The following is a 15,915-nucleotide window of genomic DNA, read 5'->3' on the forward strand; positions in this document are numbered from 1 at the left end:
TGTAACAAATTAATTCTTGCTTCATCTTTTAAGAAACAAAAAACACTAGAATGAAATCAATACATATTATTTGCTTGGTATTATTTACCCTTACTACCTACGCTCAAAGAACCATAGATACGGAAGTTGGAGAATTTAATGAAATCAAAGTATTTGACTTGATTGAGGTCAATTTGATACAATCAGAAGAAAATCGAATTACTATAAAAGGAAGAAATACGGAAGATATTACTTGGGCGAATAAAGATGGTATTCTGAAACTCCGTATGCAATTGGATAAAAAGTTTACGGGTGAAGATACTTTTATAGAAGTGTATTATACAAATGTGGATGTGATTGATGCCAATGAAGGTGCGCATATCACTTGTAATGAATTGATAGATAAGAATAAAATTGAACTTAGAGCCCAAGAAGGTGCTAAGATTACGATAGGTATGGATGTGAATTATGCGGAGATGCGTGCCGTTACAGGTGGTATTATTGAAGCCTCTGGTTTGGCAGAAAATCAGACAATTGTATTAAATACCGGTGGAATCTTTGAAGGTCGTGATTTAAGAACTGCTGTTGCAGATGTAAAAATATCAGCTGGTGGAGAAGCAGAAGTATTCGCATCAGACAGAATTGATGTAAATGTAAAGGCCGGAGGTGATGTAACGGTTTACGGAAAACCTAAAAAGGTGAATAAGAAAACATTTGTAGGTGGTAGAGTACGTATAATTGATTAACCATCAGATGTAAAACAAAAAAAGCCACTCAGAAATGAGAGGCTTTTTTTATTTGGAGAAAGAAGGGTTATTTTTTAAAGATATATCTCGTAATAAAAATACCTTGATTATCACCTTTGCCTGCACTTTCAACAGCACTTGTTACAAAAGCAAGTTCCCATCCATTGGCAACCATGTCATTAATCATTGAAGTTAATAAAGCATCATTTGCTGCGATGTTTTGAAAACGGATACCTCCAATATTAAAAAAGTTCAAAAGCTTAGTTTCTTCAAAGTTTTTTACACGAATTTCGCCTCTTTTTGATTTGTTTCTAGTATTGTCCTCATCCGTTTGTACACTAGTATATTCTTTGTAATCTTTCTCTTCGATGGCATTCACAATTCTTGATCTTCCTAAACCATTAGGTACAATTGATTCAACACTAGTGATAACTTTGAACTGTTGAGCGTTCATTTCAAATGTTGCTAATAGAGCAACAAAGGCAATAAAAAGTACTTTTTTCATAATTGATATGTTTTTGTTGATTAAGACTTATCAATTTTAATACCAATTTTTAAGAAAAGAAAATTGTTTCTTTGTTATTGTATGAATTGTTATGAACAAACCTTTTGATGCAGGGAATCGTGTATAAATCGACCGGAAGCTGGTACACCGTTAAATCGGAGGAGGGTGATTTCTATAATTGTCGCATAAAAGGGAAGTTTAGAATTAAAGGAATTAAGAGCACCAATCCCATAGCTGTTGGTGATTTGGTAACTTTTAGTCTAGAGAAAAATGGAGATGAAGAAGTTGGAATTATCTCTGAAATTAAAGACCGTAAAAATTATATTATTCGCAAGTCGGTCAACTTATCAAAGCAAACACACATTATTGCTGCTAATCTTGACCAAGTATTTTTATTGGTTACTTTAAATAACCCCGTAACCTATACAAGTTTCATTGATCGATTTTTAGTTACCGCAGAAGCATATGCAATACCTGCAATACTGCTTTTTAATAAGTCTGATACTTACAGTAAAGAAGAAAAAGAAGAAGTTTCATCCCTAGTAAAATTGTATAGAAAAATAGGGTACCAGTGCATTGAATTGTCTGCAAAGAAAGGAGAAAATGTTCAAGAGGTAAAAACCCTAATGAAAGACAAAATTAGTATGTTTTCTGGTAATTCGGGGGTAGGTAAATCAACATTAGTCAATGTTATTGAAAAGAATTTAATGCTAAAAACAGCCGAAATTTCTGAGCAACACCTTCAAGGTCAACATACCACCACTTTTGCTGAAATGTATGATCTTTCTTTTGGAGCTAAAATTATTGATACGCCAGGTATAAGAGGTTTTGGTATTGTTGATATGGAAAATGATGAAATTGGTGATTACTTTCCAGAATTATTTGCCTTAAAAGGCTTTTGCAAGTTTAATGATTGTTTACATGTTGATGAGCCTAAATGTGCTGTTAAAGAAGCCTTAGATAATGATAAAATCGCTTGGAGCAGGTATAGAAGTTATTTGCAAATGATTTTAGGTGAAGATGAAAATTATCGTGTGGATATTTATAAAAGTGATTGATGAGAGCAGTTATACAACGAGTTTCTAGAGCGAGCGTTACCGTTAAAGAAAATGTCATTTCTCAAATTGAAACGGGCTTGTTAGTTTTACTTGGAATAGAAGATGAAGATAGCCAAGAAGATATTACTTGGCTTTCAAGAAAAATAGCAAACCTTAGAATTTTTAATGATTCTGAAGGCATCATGAATCAATCTATATTAGAAGCAAATGGCGACGCTATTGTTGTTAGTCAATTTACCTTGCATGCGGCCGTTAAAAAAGGAAATAGACCCTCTTATATGAAGGCTTCAAAACCAGATATAGCCATACCGCTTTATGAGAGTTTTATAGGTCAATTGAAAACGGATTTAGGTAAAAATGTTGGAACTGGAATTTTTGGAGCTGATATGAAAGTTGACTTGTTAAATGATGGACCAGTTACAATCATCATAGATACTAAAAACAAAGAGTAAAGAAAGCTTTATCGTTTTTCTCCTACTTTTTTGTAAGAATCTTGGCAGTTTTTCGTTAAGGTACTAACCAACCTAACCACTGCATGCGCTTATTTTATTTTTTACTCTTCACTACTCTTTTTTTATCTGCTCAAAATCAACAATATAGCCTTAGTTCTATTAATTCAGAATTATTAGAAGATGCCGATGCAGTTGTGCGATTAGATAAAATGATGATAACTGTTGAAGCTTATAATGCAATGGAAGTTTCTTCGAGAAGAGTAGTTACTGTATTAAATGAAAATGGTCAAAAACATGTAGATGCCTACGCGTTCTATGATGATAATAGTAAGATAAAAACTCTTTCAGCATTTGTTTATGATAGTCAAGGAAAAGAAATCAAGAAAATAAAGGAGAAAGATTTTATTGATCAAAGCGCTTCAGGTGATGGTACTTTATATTCGGATTCTCGAGTTAAGTTTTTGCGATATACTCCTGTAAGTTATCCGTATACCATAGTTTTTGAGAAAACATATACAACAGCGGATACAGCATTTTTACCGCACTGGTACTTTTTAGATGGTTATAGGGTAAGTACTGAAAAGAGTGAGTTTATTTTTGATTTAAAAACTAAAATTCCCTTAAGAAAAAAAGAACAAAATCTTGAAGATTACGCTATATCAGTTGAATCTGTTGGTAACAAATTAAAGTATACTGCTGAAAATCTAAAGGCGATTGAAGGTGAAAATTATTCTCCTGAGTTTTATGATTTTGCCCCGTCTATTAAATTGGCTTTAGAGCGTTTCCATTTAAAAGGCGTTGATGGTCAAGCCAAGAATTGGAGTGATTATGGCAAATGGATTTATAATTCACTTTTAAGGGGTCAAGCAGAATTAAATTTATCAACAATAAATGGAGTAAAATCCCTAGTTGCGGGAATAGAAGATCCTAAAAAGAAGGTTGAAAAAATTTATGAGTACGTTCAAAACAATACAAGGTATATAAGTGTTCAATTGGGTATTGGTGGTTGGATGCCTATTAGTGCTGAAGAGGTCAATCGAGTAAAGTATGGTGATTGTAAAGGATTGACTAATTATACAATGGCCCTATTGAAAGCTGTTGGTATTAATTCTTATTATACGGTTGTTTACGCTGATGCTGATCAAAGAAGTCTCGATGCTGAATTCCCTTCTTTACAAGGTAATCATGTCTTTTTAAATGTACCCTTGAATGATAAAGAGCTGTGGTTAGAATGTACAAGTCAAATAGTTCCTGCGGACTATTTGGGCACTTTTACCGATAACCGTTATGTGCTAAAAGTTACACCTGATGGTGGTGAGTTGGTTAAATCTAGGGCTTACGAAAACAAAGATAATTGGCAGCTTACCAAAGCTGATATTACAATTTCTGAGGAAAATGGAGTTCAGGCCAATGTTGAAATTGTAAGTAGTGGAACTCAATACAATCAAAAATTTAGATTGCCTTTAAAAGATGAACAAGAAAAAGAATCTCATTATAAAGAGTATTGGGATTATGTTAATGATATCAATCTTACTAAAATTTCATTTGAAAATGATAAAGACAATATAGAACTAAAAGAAAAAGTTTCACTTTCTTCAAATAGCTACTTGTCAAAAGCTGGAGATAAGGTGCTTTTTGCTCCAAATATGCTTAACCGAAATCTTTTTGTTCCAAAACGCTACAGGAATAGAAGGCATGATGTCATCATTAAACGAGGTTATTTAGATGAAGACGAGTTTACAATAGCGCTTCCTGATGATTTTAAAGTGGAGTCTTTAATTTCTTCCGTGAATCTTAAGACTGAATTTGGTGAATACACCATAAGCATGGAGAAAATAGCAGAGAATCGATTAATTTATAAAAGGAGACTTCTCATTAAATCTGGTAAATACTCTAAAGATAGCTATGAAGATTTTAGAAATTTTAGAAAGAAAATTGCGAGATCAGATAATTCAAAAATAGTATTGATTAAAGCCTAAACTATGAAGTTAAAATTACTCATTATTGCCATTATGGTAAGTGCAATAACTATTGCACAAGACAATAAAATTAAGTTTGGTAAAGTGTCAAAAGAAGAAGTTCTTCAAAAAGAACATCATTTAGATAAGGATGCGGAAGCCGCTTTTCTGTATAAAAAAGAACGCTTATTTTATAAATACGACGGGACAGAAGGTTTTAGAACAGTTAGGTCCGCACATTACCGAATTAAAGTTTATAAAAAATCAGGTCTGGACTGGGGCACTTTTGAGATTCCGCTATACACTTCAACCTCTGGTGAGGAAAGAATTGGTCAAGTTAAAGGATATACTTTTAATGATGAGAACGGAAAAATTAATGAAGTTAAACTTAAAAAGGATGGTGTTTTCAAAGAGAATGTAAGTAAATATCGAAACAAGGTTTCTATCAGTATGCCAAACGTAAAAGAAGGCAGTGTAATAGACTTAGAATATAGTATTACGTCTGACTTAAGTGGTTATATGGATGATTTTCAGTTTCAGTATGGTATTCCTGTAAATCATGTTGATATTAGTGTGGAAATTCCACAATACTTTATTTTCAAAAGGTACAGCAAAGGCTTTTATCCTATAAATCTTAAACAATCAAGAAAAAATAGAAAACTTACGGTACAATACAGAGAAGAAAGTGATCCAGGACGTTTGAATGGTGGTAAAAGAACAAGTGAATTAGAATTTTTTGAGAATGTTTATAAGGTTTCATCACGGAATATTCCGGCTCTAAAAAAAGTGCCTTACACTGATAACATTAATAATTATCGAAGTGCAATAACTTTTGAACTTGCCTCTACTCAATTTCCAAACAGCCCATTTAAAAACTATAGCAAGTCATGGGATGATGTCGCTGAAACTATTTATAAATATGATGATTTTGGTGATGAATTGAAAAAGCAGCGTTTTTTTAAGGATGATATTGATGCTTTAATTTCGAGTCAATCAGAATCTGCGGTATTGAAAAAAGCTATTTATCAACATGTGAAAGACAAAATGAACTGGAATGAATACAACGGTGTTGGTTGTGATAAGGGAGTTAAAAAAGCTTATGAAGATAAAATAGGGAACGTTGCAGACATTAATTTACTATTAACTTCCATGCTGCGCTATGCTGGATTTAAAGCTAATCCCGTCTTAGTAAGCACAAAAACCCATGGTATTCCACTTTTTCCAACCACTGATGGTTTTAACTATGTAGTGGCAGCCATTGAAAATAGCAATGGATCAATAGACTTAATGGATGCTACCGAAAAAATGGGTGCTATCAATATATTACCAAGTAGAGCCCTTAATTGGAATGGTCGATTAATTAGAGAAGACGGTACTTCAATGGAAGTTTCCATGGTTAATAGATTAGTTTCTAAAAAATCAATCTTTATGAATGCAGAGCTGTCAGATGATGGCAGTGTGTCTGGTAAGATGCGAACACAGAACACAGGGCAAATGGCCTTTAATTATCGTAAAAATCATAAAGATGAAAGCGTCGAAGACATCATGGATGAAATGGAGTCAAAATATGTTGAGATGGAAATTGATGAACTGGAAGTTAAAAACGAAAAAGAATATAGTAAGCCAGTATTAGAATCTTGTGCATATGTTAAAGAAAATCAAGCGGAAATAATTTCAGAAAAGATTTATTTTAGGCCAGCACTTTTTTTGGCTTTAGATGAGAACCCATTTAAGCTTGAAACAAGAGAATACCCTGTTGATTTTATATATCCGCAAGTTAAAAGAATAGTGGTTAATTATAAACTTCCGGAAGGATATCAAATAGAATCAATACCTGAATCAGCTTCATATGCATTACCCGATGGCCTTGGTTCATTTCAGTTTACATTCAAACAGAACGGAAATCAAATTCAATTTAGTTCAAATACGGCAATCAATAAAAGCTTAATTCCACCAAATTATTATGCATCTTTGAAAGAGTTTTACAACCAAATGGTTGTAAAACACAATGAAAAAATAGTATTGTCTAAAATCTAGACCCATGCAAATTGAAAATGCACAAAAAGCAGTTGACAAATGGATTAAGGTTCACGGAGTTCGTTATTTTAATGAATTGACTAATATGGCCCAACTTACAGAGGAAGTTGGCGAAGTAGCTAGAATTATTGCTCGTCGTTATGGTGAACAAAGCGAAAAAGAATCCGATAAGAATAAGGATTTAGGTGAAGAGTTAGCTGATGTGCTATTTGTTGTCTTATGTTTGGCCAATCAAACAGGTATAGATTTGCAACATGCTTTTGATAAAAAGTTAGATTTGAAAACAAAGCGTGATCATGACCGTCACCACAATAATGAAAAGCTCAAATAACTTATATTTGAGCTTTTATTTTTTATTTATAAATAGGTCGTATTGAAACTTCAACTTACTGCTCCACAAAGCAATTTACTTAATTCCAAAATTCAGATTACTGGTTCAAAAAGTGAAACCAATAGATTGTTATTGCTACAAGCTCTTTTTCCTAATCTAAAAATTGAAAACCTTTCCAATTCGGATGATGCACAAGTGATGCAAAAAGGTTTGGAAGTTACCAACGGAACTGTTGATATTCACCATGCCGGCACAGCTATGCGATTTTTAACCTCGTTTTTTGCTTCTCAAGAAGGTAAAGAAGTGGTATTAACTGGTTCTAAAAGAATGAAGGAAAGACCGATTAAGGTATTGGTTGACGCTTTAAAAGATTTGGGAGCTGAAATCACATATCATGGTAATGAGGGCTATCCGCCTATAAAAATTAAGGGTAAAAAACTTGTAAAGAGCACTGTTAATTTACCAGCAAATATTAGTAGTCAATATATCTCATCATTATTGCTTACAGCACCAAGTTTAGAGAATGGCATAGTTATAAATCTAGTCGGTAAGATAACCTCTGTTCCTTATATTAAAATGACTTTAAGTCTGCTGAATAGTATAGGAATAAGAACAGAATTTGAAGGAAATCAAATAAAGGTCTACCCCAAGAATAGCGCAAAGGATGAAGTTTTAACAGTAGAATCAGACTGGAGTGCTGCAAGTTACTTTTATAGTATTGTAGCTTTAAGTGAAGTGGGTAGTGAAATTAAACTTTCGTCCTATAAGAAAGATTCGTTGCAAGGCGATAGCGTCCTATCTGAAATTTATAAAGATTTTGGAGTTTCGACCACTTTTTTAAATAACACGATAAAATTGACCAAAGAAAAAGATATAAGTACTGACCATATAGAGGTAGCTCTCGAAAATGCTCCTGATATTGCACAAACAATTGCGGTGACCTGTTTTGGTCTTTCAATAGGTTGTCATTTAACGGGGCTACATACTTTACCAATTAAAGAAACAGATCGTTTGGCTGCAATGAAAACCGAACTTGAAAAAGTTGGTGGATCGGTTGCTATTACTGCCGAAAGCTTGACGCTAAAGCAAGAAAATCAAATGATACCTAATGTAGCTATTGATACTTATAATGACCATAGAATGGCTATGGCCTTTGCACCTTTAGTGTTAAAAATTCCATTAAAAATGAACGATGCTGAGGTAGTATCTAAATCATACCCTGATTTTTGGAGTGATATGAAACACCTTGGAATTCAAGTAAAGGAACTTTAGGTTTGAATTAAATGTCTATTTACTTGACAACCCCTATTCGCAGATTGTATATTTGCCGTCTTTATAAAACACCGAAAAACGCTTATGAAATTATCAAATTTTAGTTTTGAACTTCCAGATGAATTATTAGCTGAGTATCCAGCAGAGAATCGTGATGAATCCAAGTTAATGGTGATTCACCGTGAAACTGGAAAGATTGAGCATAAAATGTTCAAAGACATGATTGATTATTTTGATGAAGATGATGTAATGGTGTTGAATAACACAAAAGTATTTCCAGCTCGCTTATATGGTAATAAAGAGAAGACTGGGGCAAGAATAGAAGTATTCTTATTAAGAGAATTAAATGAAGAACAACGTCTTTGGGATGTTTTGGTTGATCCGGCTCGTAAAATAAGAATTGGTAATAAACTTTATTTTGGCGAAGATGAAAGTTTGGTGGCTGAGGTTATTGATAATACAACTTCTAGGGGTCGTACACTTCGTTTTTTATATGACGGTTCATATACTGATTTTAGAAGAAAATTAAGAGAGCTAGGTCAAACACCATTACCTAAGTATATCAAGCGCGATGTAACTCCGGAAGATGAGGAGCGTTACCAAACTATTTATGCAAAACACGAAGGTGCCGTTGCTGCACCAACAGCTGGGCTTCACTTTTCTAAGCATTTATTAAAGAAATTGGAGATTAAAGGAATTGATTTTGCTGAGGTCACGTTGCATGTAGGTTTAGGTACTTTTAACCCTGTTGAGGTTGAAGATTTGTCTAAACATAAAATGGATAGTGAAGAATTAGTTATCGATGAAAAAGCTACAGAGATTGTAAATAATGCCAAAGCGAATAAACGAAGAGTTTGCGCCGTTGGTACCACTGTAATGCGTGGTTTAGAGAGTGCAGTTTCATCAGATCATAAGCTGAATACTTTTGAAGGTTGGACCAATAAATTTATTTTCCCTCCATATGATTTTAGTATAGCTAACTGCATGGTGACTAACTTTCACCTGCCAAAATCTACTTTATTAATGATGATTTCTGCTTTTGTGGGTCACGATTTAATGAAAAAGGCATACAAACAAGCAATTTTAGAAGGCTATAAGTTTTATTCTTATGGTGATGCGATGTTAATCTTGTAGGAAAGAGTTTTAAACTTTCTTTTTTCTTGAATACTTAATCAAAGTATCGTTATTAATGGAATCTGTTCTTGGCAGAATAGATGAGCCTTGAGTTCCTTGATATTTTTTAATTAAATATTAAATAAATGATAAAAATGGATAAAAAGTTTTTCAAGAACCTCCTAGTGCTTTTAGCAATAACTTTAAGTTTTAACAATGCAGTCGGTCAAATTTCATTCGAAAAAGCGTATTATTTTGATAATGATAAGAACAGAATTGACGGTTTTATTAAAAACATTGATTGGGAAAGCAATCCAACTGAATTTCAATTCAAAACTGATTTAGACGCTCAATTTGTTACTTTATCTATCGAATCAGTTTCTGGTTTCGAAATTGAAAATCAATTTAAATATTTTAGGTCCAAAGTTTTAATTGACAGAAGTAGTAATGCAATGAGTCAATTAGGCTATGAAAGAAATCCTAGTTTGAAAGAAGAAACTTTATTCCTTAAAATTTTGATAGAAGGGGAATATGTGTTGTATGAATATGTTGATCAAAGTTTAAGGCGATTTTTTTATGGAAAAAAAGACATGATTCCTGAACTACTGGTTTATAAGAGGTACAAGCAAAATGACAATATAATTGGCACAAACCAATTATATAAACAGCAAATAAAGAATACCATCTCTTGTGATGTAATTACTCTTAAAAGACTGAATAGTTTAAATTATGAAAAAAGTTCATTAAAGAAATTTTTCAAAGAAATAAATAATTGTTTCGGTAATTCTACTGTCGTTGAATATGACAAGGAAAAAACAAAATTCAATTTTTATTTAAAGGCGGGAATAAGCACAAATTCGATACAAACAGCAATCGATCAAGTTTATGAGGTTAATGGTTTAATTGGATATAGGTTTGGGGCAGAATTGGAATTTGTTTTTCCTTTTAATAAAAATAAGTGGGCTGCAGTTATTGATCCAAATTATAGACTTGTTAGCAACGAAACTAGCACATCTAATGGGGTAGATGTTACGGTGGAATTTAGTTCATTAGAATTCCCCATTGGCTTAAGGCACTATTTTTTCCTTAATGATAAATCTAAATTATTTTTAGAAGCCTATACCAATATCGAGTTTGGTTTTAATCCTTCATTAACTGTTGGTACAGATAAGAGAGAAGGTAAAGCCGAATCTAATTTTAGTGTGGGAGGCGGCTATAATCATAAAGGAAAATTTTCTATTGGGTTAAGGGTCGAAACACCACAAGATATTCTTAGCAATTTTGTGAATATAGAGGGAAGATTTTGGAGTGCATCGCTCCTAGTTGGCTTAAAACTCTAGTAGTCTTATTTTAATTATGGAATCCGCCAAAAAAGATATTAGAGCACTTACCAAGGACCAATTGCGTGATTTCTTTGTTGCCAATGGCGATAAAGCTTTTCGGGGAAATCAGGTTTATGAATGGCTTTGGCAAAAATCTGCACATTCTTTTGAAACTATGACTAATATTTCAAAAGAAACTCGTGAAATGTTGGAGAAAAACTTTGTAATCAACCATATAAAAGTTGATCAAATGCAACGCAGTAGTGACGGTACCATAAAAAATGCAGTTCAGTTATATGATGGACTAATTGTTGAATCTGTTTTAATACCTACTGCCACGCGCACAACGGCTTGTGTTTCAAGTCAAGTAGGTTGTAGCTTAGACTGCAAATTTTGTGCAACTTCAAGGCTTAAACGCATGCGCAATTTGAATCCTGATGAAATTTATGACCAGGTGGTTGCCATTGACAATGAGAGTAGACTATATTTTGACAAACCTTTGAGTAATATAGTTTTTATGGGTATGGGAGAACCCCTTATGAATTATAAAAACGTGCTCCAATCAATTGAAAAAATAACTTCAAAAGAAGGTTTAGGAATGTCACCTAAACGCATCACCGTTTCGACATCAGGTGTGCCAAAAATGATTAAAAAAATGGCGGATGAAGAAGTGAAGTTTAATTTAGCAGTATCGTTACATTCAGCAATAGATGAAGTAAGAACTTCTATAATGCCATTCAATAAAAATTTTCCTTTAAAAGACCTGCGAGAAGCGTTGCAATATTGGTATAGTAAAACTAAAAATAGAATTACTTATGAATATGTTGTTTGGAAGGGTATTAATGATACACAAGCAGATGTTGAAGCCTTGGTGAAGTTTTGTCGTTTTGCTCCCTCAAAGGTTAATATTATTGAGTATAATCCAATTGATGACGGTGCTTTCCAGCAAGCTTCCAATAATGCCATTGATATGTATCAAAAAACATTGGAGGCAAATAATATTACCGTAACAGTTCGCCGTTCTCGTGGTAAAGACATTGATGCGGCATGTGGGCAGCTAGCAAATAAATCATAGTTAAAAGCATTGCTATTGCTTTATAACCCCAGTTTTAGGGGCTCTACCGAAAACTTTTTATCAACCTATTCTAAGAGTTGCTTTTTACCTACTTTTGACCTACAAAACCAATCAATTTATAGTTTTCTCTAGTTGAAAGTAGCTGCGCAAATACGAGAACCAATTGAAGAAGAAATGGAACTTTTTGAAAATAAGTTCCGTGAATCTATGTCTTCAAAAGTGGCACTTTTTAACCGTATCACATACTACATTGTAAATAGAAAAGGGAAGCAAATGCGGCCCATGTTTGTTTTTTTAACGGCAAAACTTCTGAACAATGGAAAAGTAAATGAGAGAACTTATACGGGAGCTTCTATAATAGAACTTATTCATACCGCTAGTTTGGTTCATGATGATGTTGTTGATGATAGTAATAAAAGACGAGGCTTTTTCTCAATAAATGCACTTTGGAAAAATAAGATTGCTGTTTTGGTTGGTGACTTTCTATTCTCAAAAGGGCTTTTAACCGCCTTAGAATCTAAAGATTACGATTTACTACATATCATTTCAGAATCAGTCAAAGCAATGAGTGAAGGTGAGTTACTTCAAATTGAAAAAGCTCGAAGACTGGATATCACTGAAGATGTATATTACGAAATTATTCGTCAGAAAACTGCCAGATTAATAGCCTCATGTTGCAGTATGGGCGCTGCTTCTGTAATGCCAGACTCGGAAGAAGTTCAAATTTTTAGAAGATTTGGAGAACTGTGCGGAATGGCATTTCAAATTAAAGATGACCTCTTTGATTATGGGAGTGAACGTATAGGTAAACCTACTGGAATTGATATTAAAGAACAAAAAATGACTTTGCCTTTAATTCATGCATTAAATACAAGTGATAAGGATAAGAAAAGATGGATAATCAATTCTATTAAAAATCACAATAAGGATAAAAAACGTGTCAAGGAAGTCATCTCTTATGTAAAAGAACAAGGGGGTCTTGATTATGCGGTTAAGAAAATGCTTGAATTTAAAGATGAAGCTTTATCCTTGTTAAATGATTACCCCGATTCGCCTTATAAAGCTTCTTTGACTTTGATGGTGAACTACGTTGTTGAACGTAAGAAGTAATTATTTCATTCTTTTAAAATGCCTCATTTTCAATATCTTGGAATTTCACTTTATTCGACATTATTTTTTTTAGAATACCAGGCAACCATTTTAAAACTTCACTCGTCTATCTTTATAGAAGACTAATTGAGAACCATTGAAAATAATTTCAATTTATAGTAACGAAAAGCAGTTGTTAAAAAAGGCAATTGCAGGTAATCGTCAGGCACAACGAACTATTTATGAAAAGTTCGCACCTAAGATGTTAAGTGTTTGTCGTCAGTATATTAAAGATGCTCAATTTGCAGAAGATGTCATGGTTAATGGTTTTGTGAAGGTTTTTAAGAATCTGCAAACTTTTGAACATAGAGGGAGTTTTGAAGGCTGGATTCGTAAAATAATGGTTAGAGAAAGTATCTCTTATTTAAGGAAAAAACAATTTGTAGTTTTTGACGACGAGGTATTTGAGAAAAATGAGCTTATAAGTTCTGAGAACAATTCCATATTAGACATGGAGCATGTACAAGACTTGATAGACAGTTTGCCAGAAGGTTATAAAATGGTATTTGTATTGTATGCAATTGAGGGTTATAAGCATAATGAGATAGCTAAAATGTTAAAAATATCAGAGGGTACATCAAAATCTCAATTATTTAAAGCACGAAAATTGCTTCAAGAAAATTTAAAATTAAAGGGAATTTCTTCTCGAACTAGTTTCGGGGGAAATTAAAAACATAATAATGGATAAGTTAGAGAAACATATTAGAGAAAAACTCCAAGAAAGGGAAGTACAGCCCTCTAATGGTGCTTGGGATAAAATAGAGTCTCAACTTGGTGAAGTTGTGGAACCTGCGAGAAAAAATGTCTATTGGTATGCAATTGCCGCAAGTTTTATTGGAGTATTATTAATTTCAATTGTTTACTTCAATTCAGATATTGAAAATGCAGTAACCAAGCAAGTTGTCGATACCCTTGAAAAGGAACCAAGCAAACTTGAGGTTGAAAATAGTTTAGAAGAAAAGACAGAACGGAATAAAGTATTAATCGTTCAAGAAACTCCGGATATCGATATTCCTTTAAAAGAAGAGTTGAAATCCACTTTAAATATCGAAGAATCTGCGCAAAAGAACTTGGTACTAAACGATTCTAAAGAAACGAAAATTTTAGACTATAAAAAGGCCGCAATCAATGAACAGGAATTAATAGAGAATAAGTTGAATCAAGTTCTTAATGTGGTTGCAAGCTTAGAGGAACGGAATATAGAAGTCACAGATGCTGAAATTGACTCTTTGTTAATGAATGCTCAACGGGAACTGTTAACTGATAAAGTATTACGAGAAAATGGAAAAGTAGATGCTATGGCTTTACTTACTGAAGCTGAAGATGAACTTGAGAGAACCTTTAGAGGACAACTGTTTGAAAAACTAAAAGACGGCTTTTTTAAAGTTCGTACTGCAGTAGCTGACCGAAATAATTAAATATTCATCAATCAATCCAACTCATCCAAATCCCTGGTTCTAAACCAGGGATAGGGTAAGTAGGGCTTAAATTAAATTATCATGAAAAAATTAAGTACATTTTTAGTAGCCTTGTTTCTAGCATTTTTGACACAGAACGTATTAGCTCAAAACGACGGCTTTAAAACAAAAACCGCAAAACTTGAGAAGCAAAAAGCAAGAATTACAGCACAAGAAAAAGATGCGTTAAAAATTGAAATTAAAAGTATCAATGAGCAACTTGAAAGAGGTGTAATAACGGCTGAAAAAGCACAAGAAATGAAAGAAATAGCTGCGAAGAAAAGAGCTATGAATATAGAGAATAGAGTTGCTATTATTGATAATCGTATTGCTTTGTTAGAAAGAAATGATGGAGTTGTAATTTCTGATATGATGACTGATTCAGATACCTTAGTTGAAGACCAAATAAGAATAGGGGTAGATATTAATGGGAAACCTGCAGAAGAGTTTTTTTTCAGTACTAAAAATTGGAAAAGAGATTTGAAGTATGACCGACGTACTTACTCGGATTTTGTTATTGCGATAGGTTTAAATAACGCATTGATTGAAGATCAATCTTTAAGTGATTCACCTTATAAAATAGGAGGAAGTAGATTTTTCGAAATGGGTTGGCAATGGAGAACTAGGGTTTTTGAAAACTCAAATGCTCTAAGAATTAATTATGGTTTTTCTTTTCAATTTAATGGGTTGAAGCCTAAAGATAATCAGTATTTTGTTGAAAATGATGATCAAACAGAATTACAAGAATTCCCGTTAGAATTGAATAAGTCTAAACTAAGAATGGACAATTTGGTCTTTCCGGTCCACCTTGAATTCGGCTCTTCCAGAGTGAGAGAAACTGAAAAAACCATTCGATATGATATTGATAGAAGCTTCCGTTTCGGAATTGGGGGCTATGGAGGGTTTAACATTGGCACTCGTCAAAAATTGAAATATTCTGAGAATGGAAATCGAATAAAAGAAAAATTTAAAAGAGATTACAATACGGCTGATTTAATATATGGTTTAAGCGCTTATGCGGGCGTTGGAGGAACACAATTATACATTAAGTATGATTTAAACCCAATATTTCAAGATGCACCAATTGAGCAACGAAACATTTCTTTAGGTCTGCGATTTGATTTGTAAAGACTATAATCAATCTCCCGTATGGAAGCAGAGTTATGTTTATCTAAATCCTAAATAAAGGAGATAAAAATGAAGAATTAGACAAAAGCTTTTTCCATTTCAGTTGAAAATTCTTCTTTATAATAAACACGTTTACAGTGGGAACATTCTGCATAGCGGGATGTTCCTATTTTTATTAAGGGAATCCAAAATAAATGAAAATAATTGGGTTGTGAAACGGCAGTCAAGGTATCATTTTGAGTGCAGTATAAACAAGAAACGTTATGTAATTTTTGAATGCTTCGCTTACCGCGTTTAGTTCCGAAAAAAAGAATCATTTTTAGTATTACATTT

At 33.1% G+C, this 15,915-nt stretch carries 16 protein-coding genes; 14 read left to right on the forward strand and 2 right to left on the reverse strand.

The genetic code is table 11. The annotated features are described in order from the left end of the window. Positions 1-50 precede the first annotated feature (50 nt). Complete coding sequence (locus RM520_RS05885) at positions 51-725, forward strand: head GIN domain-containing protein (RefSeq protein WP_311387307.1); 675 nt, start codon at positions 51-53, stop codon at positions 723-725. Between the two features lie 67 nt (positions 726-792). On the opposite strand, the gene RM520_RS05890 is transcribed toward RM520_RS05885, so the two are convergent. Next, on the reverse strand, positions 793-1,230 hold the full coding sequence (locus tag RM520_RS05890) for a hypothetical protein (RefSeq protein ID WP_311384775.1): 438 nt from the start codon (positions 1,228-1,230) through the stop codon (positions 793-795). Positions 1,231-1,337: 107 nt separating this feature from the next. On the opposite strand from RM520_RS05890, the gene rsgA reads away from it, so the two are divergent. The 13 genes from rsgA to RM520_RS05955 all read left to right on the forward strand — a co-directional run bounded on the left by rsgA (position 1,338) and on the right by RM520_RS05955 (position 15,582). Then, a complete protein-coding gene (gene rsgA, locus RM520_RS05895; RefSeq protein WP_311387308.1) occupies positions 1,338-2,288 on the forward strand; it encodes a ribosome small subunit-dependent GTPase A in 951 nt (316 codons plus the stop codon). Continuing rightward, positions 2,288-2,740, forward strand: coding sequence for a D-aminoacyl-tRNA deacylase (gene dtd / locus RM520_RS05900; RefSeq protein WP_311387309.1), 453 nt, complete (start codon positions 2,288-2,290; stop codon positions 2,738-2,740). Before rsgA ends, dtd begins: the two co-directional genes overlap by 1 nt. 83 nt (positions 2,741-2,823) lie before the next feature. Next, positions 2,824-4,719, forward strand: a complete 1,896-nt coding sequence (locus tag RM520_RS05905; RefSeq protein ID WP_311387310.1) for a DUF3858 domain-containing protein — start codon at positions 2,824-2,826, stop codon at positions 4,717-4,719. Between the two features lie 3 nt (positions 4,720-4,722). After that, complete coding sequence (locus tag RM520_RS05910; RefSeq protein WP_311387311.1) at positions 4,723-6,735, forward strand: DUF3858 domain-containing protein; 2,013 nt, start codon at positions 4,723-4,725, stop codon at positions 6,733-6,735. Positions 6,736-6,739: 4 nt separating this feature from the next. Next, positions 6,740-7,066: a nucleotide pyrophosphohydrolase gene (locus RM520_RS05915; protein WP_311387312.1), complete on the forward strand. Its 327-nt coding sequence runs from the start codon at positions 6,740-6,742 to the stop codon at positions 7,064-7,066. A 42-nt stretch (positions 7,067-7,108) separates the two neighbouring features. Next, entirely contained in the window at positions 7,109-8,338 is a 1,230-nt protein-coding gene (locus RM520_RS05920) for a 3-phosphoshikimate 1-carboxyvinyltransferase (protein ID WP_311387313.1), read from the forward strand. An 84-nt stretch (positions 8,339-8,422) separates the two neighbouring features. After that, on the forward strand, positions 8,423-9,472 hold the full coding sequence (gene queA / locus RM520_RS05925; protein ID WP_311384782.1) for a tRNA preQ1(34) S-adenosylmethionine ribosyltransferase-isomerase QueA: 1,050 nt from the start codon (positions 8,423-8,425) through the stop codon (positions 9,470-9,472). Positions 9,473-9,606: 134 nt separating this feature from the next. Continuing rightward, positions 9,607-10,791, forward strand: a complete 1,185-nt coding sequence (locus RM520_RS05930; RefSeq protein ID WP_311387314.1) for a hypothetical protein — start codon at positions 9,607-9,609, stop codon at positions 10,789-10,791. Positions 10,792-10,807: 16 nt separating this feature from the next. Further along, a complete protein-coding gene (gene rlmN, locus RM520_RS05935; RefSeq protein WP_311387315.1) occupies positions 10,808-11,848 on the forward strand; it encodes a dual-specificity RNA methyltransferase RlmN in 1,041 nt (346 codons plus the stop codon). Positions 11,849-11,980: 132 nt separating this feature from the next. Then, complete coding sequence (locus tag RM520_RS05940) at positions 11,981-12,958, forward strand: polyprenyl synthetase family protein (protein WP_311384785.1); 978 nt, start codon at positions 11,981-11,983, stop codon at positions 12,956-12,958. A gap of 136 nt (positions 12,959-13,094) precedes the next feature. Beyond that, the gene (locus RM520_RS05945) at positions 13,095-13,667 is read left to right on the forward strand and encodes an RNA polymerase sigma factor (protein WP_311384786.1); all 573 of its coding nucleotides are present in this window, start codon (positions 13,095-13,097) and stop codon (positions 13,665-13,667) included. A gap of 10 nt (positions 13,668-13,677) precedes the next feature. Continuing rightward, complete coding sequence (locus RM520_RS05950; RefSeq protein WP_311387316.1) at positions 13,678-14,415, forward strand: hypothetical protein; 738 nt, start codon at positions 13,678-13,680, stop codon at positions 14,413-14,415. An 81-nt stretch (positions 14,416-14,496) separates the two neighbouring features. Continuing rightward, the gene (locus tag RM520_RS05955; RefSeq protein WP_311384788.1) at positions 14,497-15,582 is read left to right on the forward strand and encodes a hypothetical protein; all 1,086 of its coding nucleotides are present in this window, start codon (positions 14,497-14,499) and stop codon (positions 15,580-15,582) included. A gap of 77 nt (positions 15,583-15,659) precedes the next feature. Here RM520_RS05955 and RM520_RS05960 read toward each other — a convergent pair whose 3' ends face one another. After that, positions 15,660-15,899, reverse strand: a complete 240-nt coding sequence (locus tag RM520_RS05960) for a zinc-ribbon domain-containing protein (protein ID WP_311387317.1) — start codon at positions 15,897-15,899, stop codon at positions 15,660-15,662. Positions 15,900-15,915 lie beyond the last annotated feature (16 nt).

Origin of the sequence: Croceitalea vernalis (assembly GCF_031846405.1) — a bacterium.
Taxonomy (GTDB): Bacteria; Bacteroidota; Bacteroidia; order Flavobacteriales; family Flavobacteriaceae; genus Croceitalea; species Croceitalea vernalis.

Excerpts from the sequence above, each read along its gene's own strand:
- RM520_RS05950 (WP_311387316.1), top strand. The coding sequence starts at position 13,678 with ATGGATAAGTTAGAGAAACATATTAGAGAAAAACTCCAAGAAAGGGAA.
- RM520_RS05890 (WP_311384775.1), bottom strand. The coding sequence starts at position 1,230 with ATGAAAAAAGTACTTTTTATTGCCTTTGTTGCTCTATTAGCAACATTT.
- dtd (WP_311387309.1), top strand. The coding sequence starts at position 2,288 with ATGAGAGCAGTTATACAACGAGTTTCTAGAGCGAGCGTTACCGTTAAA.
- RM520_RS05930 (WP_311387314.1), top strand. The coding sequence starts at position 9,607 with ATGGATAAAAAGTTTTTCAAGAACCTCCTAGTGCTTTTAGCAATAACT.
- RM520_RS05905 (WP_311387310.1), top strand. The coding sequence starts at position 2,824 with ATGCGCTTATTTTATTTTTTACTCTTCACTACTCTTTTTTTATCTGCT.
- RM520_RS05910 (WP_311387311.1), top strand. The coding sequence starts at position 4,723 with ATGAAGTTAAAATTACTCATTATTGCCATTATGGTAAGTGCAATAACT.
- queA (WP_311384782.1), top strand. The coding sequence starts at position 8,423 with ATGAAATTATCAAATTTTAGTTTTGAACTTCCAGATGAATTATTAGCT.
- RM520_RS05960 (WP_311387317.1), bottom strand. The coding sequence starts at position 15,899 with ATGATTCTTTTTTTCGGAACTAAACGCGGTAAGCGAAGCATTCAAAAA.
- rlmN (WP_311387315.1), top strand. The coding sequence starts at position 10,808 with ATGGAATCCGCCAAAAAAGATATTAGAGCACTTACCAAGGACCAATTG.
- RM520_RS05955 (WP_311384788.1), top strand. The coding sequence starts at position 14,497 with ATGAAAAAATTAAGTACATTTTTAGTAGCCTTGTTTCTAGCATTTTTG.
- rsgA (WP_311387308.1), top strand. The coding sequence starts at position 1,338 with ATGCAGGGAATCGTGTATAAATCGACCGGAAGCTGGTACACCGTTAAA.
- RM520_RS05915 (WP_311387312.1), top strand. The coding sequence starts at position 6,740 with ATGCAAATTGAAAATGCACAAAAAGCAGTTGACAAATGGATTAAGGTT.
- RM520_RS05885 (WP_311387307.1), top strand. The coding sequence starts at position 51 with ATGAAATCAATACATATTATTTGCTTGGTATTATTTACCCTTACTACC.